We start from the raw sequence: 2,398 nt of genomic DNA on the forward strand, positions 1-2,398 counted from the left end.
TACTTTAATAAATTTATTTTTCTTTCTAAAAATTTAACTACATTTTTTTAAATTGAATAAACATCTGTATCGCTATCGTAATATCTTCTTAGAAAATTTTGCAATCTTTCACTTCCAGAATTTTTAAAAATTTCTTCAGGCTTTCCTTCTTCTATAATTGTTCCGCTATCCATAAATACTACATAATCGGATACTTCTCTTGCAAACTGCATTTCATGGGTAACAATTATCATTGTCATATTTTCTTTTACCATATCTTTTATAACTTTCAGAACTTCTCCTATAAGTTCAGGATCAAGTGCCGAAGTTGGCTCATCAAGCAAAATTACCTCTGGACTCATCGCAACCGCCCTTGCAATCCCGACTCTTTGCTGCTGCCCTCCAGAAAGCTGATTTGGGTAAAATTCGGTTTTATCTTTTAACCCTACTTTTTCAAGCATTTTCAATCCAATTTCTATTGCTTCGTTCTTATTCATTTTTTTTACAATTAAAAGACCTTCAATTACATTTTCCAAAGCAGTTTTGTTTTTGAATAAATTATAATTCTGAAAAACCATTGTCGTATTTTTTCTAAGCCTGTTTATATCTTTTTTATTTATTTTACTCAAGTCAAATGTTTCGTTTCCAAAAGTTATTGTTCCCGATGAAGCTGTTTCAAGAAAATTAAGGCTTCGTAAAAATGTTGATTTTCCAGATCCACTCGGTCCTATGATACTTATTACCTGCCCTTTTTCTATTTTAAAGTTTATTCCTTTCAAAACTTCATTTTTTCCAAAAGACAATTTTAGATTTTCAACCTTTATCATTTTACAGTCCACCTACTCTCAATTTCTTTTCCACAATTCCCATGACTTTTTCCACAATTATACAAACTACCCAGTAAATTCCAGCAACAACAATATATGCCTCAAAAATATCCAGCCCTGAAGCTGAAATTATTTTTGCTTTTCCCATCATTTCTACAATTGAAACTGTAAAAGCAAGTGAGGAATCTTTTATCAGACTTATAAAAGTATTTCCAAAATTAGGAAAAGTTATTATAATCGCCTGCGGAAGCACAATTCTTCTCATTGCCTGCCATTTTGTCATTCCAATAGACAATGCAGCTTCAACTTGCCCTTTATCCACCGACTGAATTGCCGCCCTGAATGTTTCCGACAGATAACCCGATACATTTAAAATAAATGCTACGTAAACAAAGATAATAGCAGGAATATTATTCACATCTATATTAAATCCATACTTTAAATGTATATAATCTAATATTTTAGGCAATCCATAATAGGCAAGGTAAATCTGAACTAAAAGAGGTGTCCCTCTTATAAAGGACACATAAATTGTAGCAAGCCTTGTCAGCACAGGAATTTTATTTATTCTCACAAGTGCGATAAAAAAACTAAGTATCAGCGAAAATATCATCGTAACAATCGCAATATTCAGAGTCATCGGCAATGCTTTCAGTATTTCTGGAATAGCTCTTACCATAAATCCCCAGTTTAAAAAAGGTACATTATTTTTCATTACTTTTCTCCTGTTTATAAATTATTTCGTATAATCTCCACCAAACCATTTTTCTGATATTTTGGCAAGTGTTCCGTCAGCTTTCATTTCAGCTAGTGCTTTATTTACTTTATTTTTCAATTCTTCGCTATCTTTTCTAAATGTGAAGTATACAGGTGTTTTTGTTACAGGCTCTCCCACGATTTCTACAAGATTTCCTCTTTGTTTTGTAAAATATCCTACTGTCAATCTGTCATTTAAAGTAGCGTCTGCCTTTCCTTGTGCAATTTCTTCAAGTGCAATTGAAACATTTCCATCAAAATAAGCATAATTTATTTCCTTATTTTTGTCAAAATCAGTCAAAGTCTTGTTATAATTGCTTCCTACTCCTGTCATAACTCTTTTACCTTTTAAATCCTCAAGTGTTTTAATATCAGTTCTTCCTTTTTTAACGATAATTTGAGCAGCTGATACTAAATAATCATCAGAAAAAGTATATTTTTTCTCTCTTTCAGGATTTTTAGCAATTTCATTTGCAATAAAGTCAAATTTTTTCGATTCCAGTCCTAAAAACATGCTATCCCAAGGCGTAGGCACAAATTCTATATCTAAATTTGCCCTTTTACCAATTTCTTCAACAACTTCCACATCATATCCAGTTAATTTCCCACTTCCATCAGTAAACGTAAATGGTGCATAAACTCCTTCTGTTCCAACTTTCACTTTTTGTTTTCCTTCACTACTCCCACTTTTACCATTTTCCTGTTTTCCTCCACAACTGATAAGAAATAGTCCTATCAATAAAATTCCTGTTAATTTTAAAATATTTTTCATGATTTTCCTCCCAAAATTTTTATATTTTTTATTTATATTATCGTAAAACTAAATTTTTAACTAT

3 protein-coding genes are annotated in these 2,398 nt (G+C 31.2%); all 3 read right to left on the bottom strand.

Features of this window, described 5'->3' with window-relative positions:
• Positions 1 to 47: 47 nt before the first annotated feature.
• Genes Q0370_RS11705 through Q0370_RS11715 form a run of 3 tightly spaced genes read right to left on the bottom strand, consistent with a single transcriptional unit; the run spans position 48 to position 2,334 of the window.
• Positions 48 to 806: an amino acid ABC transporter ATP-binding protein gene (locus tag Q0370_RS11705; RefSeq protein ID WP_299575944.1), complete on the bottom strand. Its 759-nt coding sequence runs from the start codon at positions 804 to 806 to the stop codon at positions 48 to 50.
• A gap of 1 nt (position 807) precedes the next feature.
• Entirely contained in the window at positions 808 to 1,521 is a 714-nt protein-coding gene (locus Q0370_RS11710; protein WP_299575947.1) for an amino acid ABC transporter permease, read from the bottom strand.
• Positions 1,522 to 1,542: 21 nt separating this feature from the next.
• Positions 1,543 to 2,334, bottom strand: a complete 792-nt coding sequence (locus Q0370_RS11715) for a transporter substrate-binding domain-containing protein (protein ID WP_021768596.1) — start codon at positions 2,332 to 2,334, stop codon at positions 1,543 to 1,545.
• Positions 2,335 to 2,398 lie beyond the last annotated feature (64 nt).

It is taken from the genome of uncultured Leptotrichia sp. (genome assembly GCF_938036635.1).
Classification (GTDB): domain Bacteria; phylum Fusobacteriota; class Fusobacteriia; order Fusobacteriales; family Leptotrichiaceae; genus Leptotrichia; species Leptotrichia hongkongensis.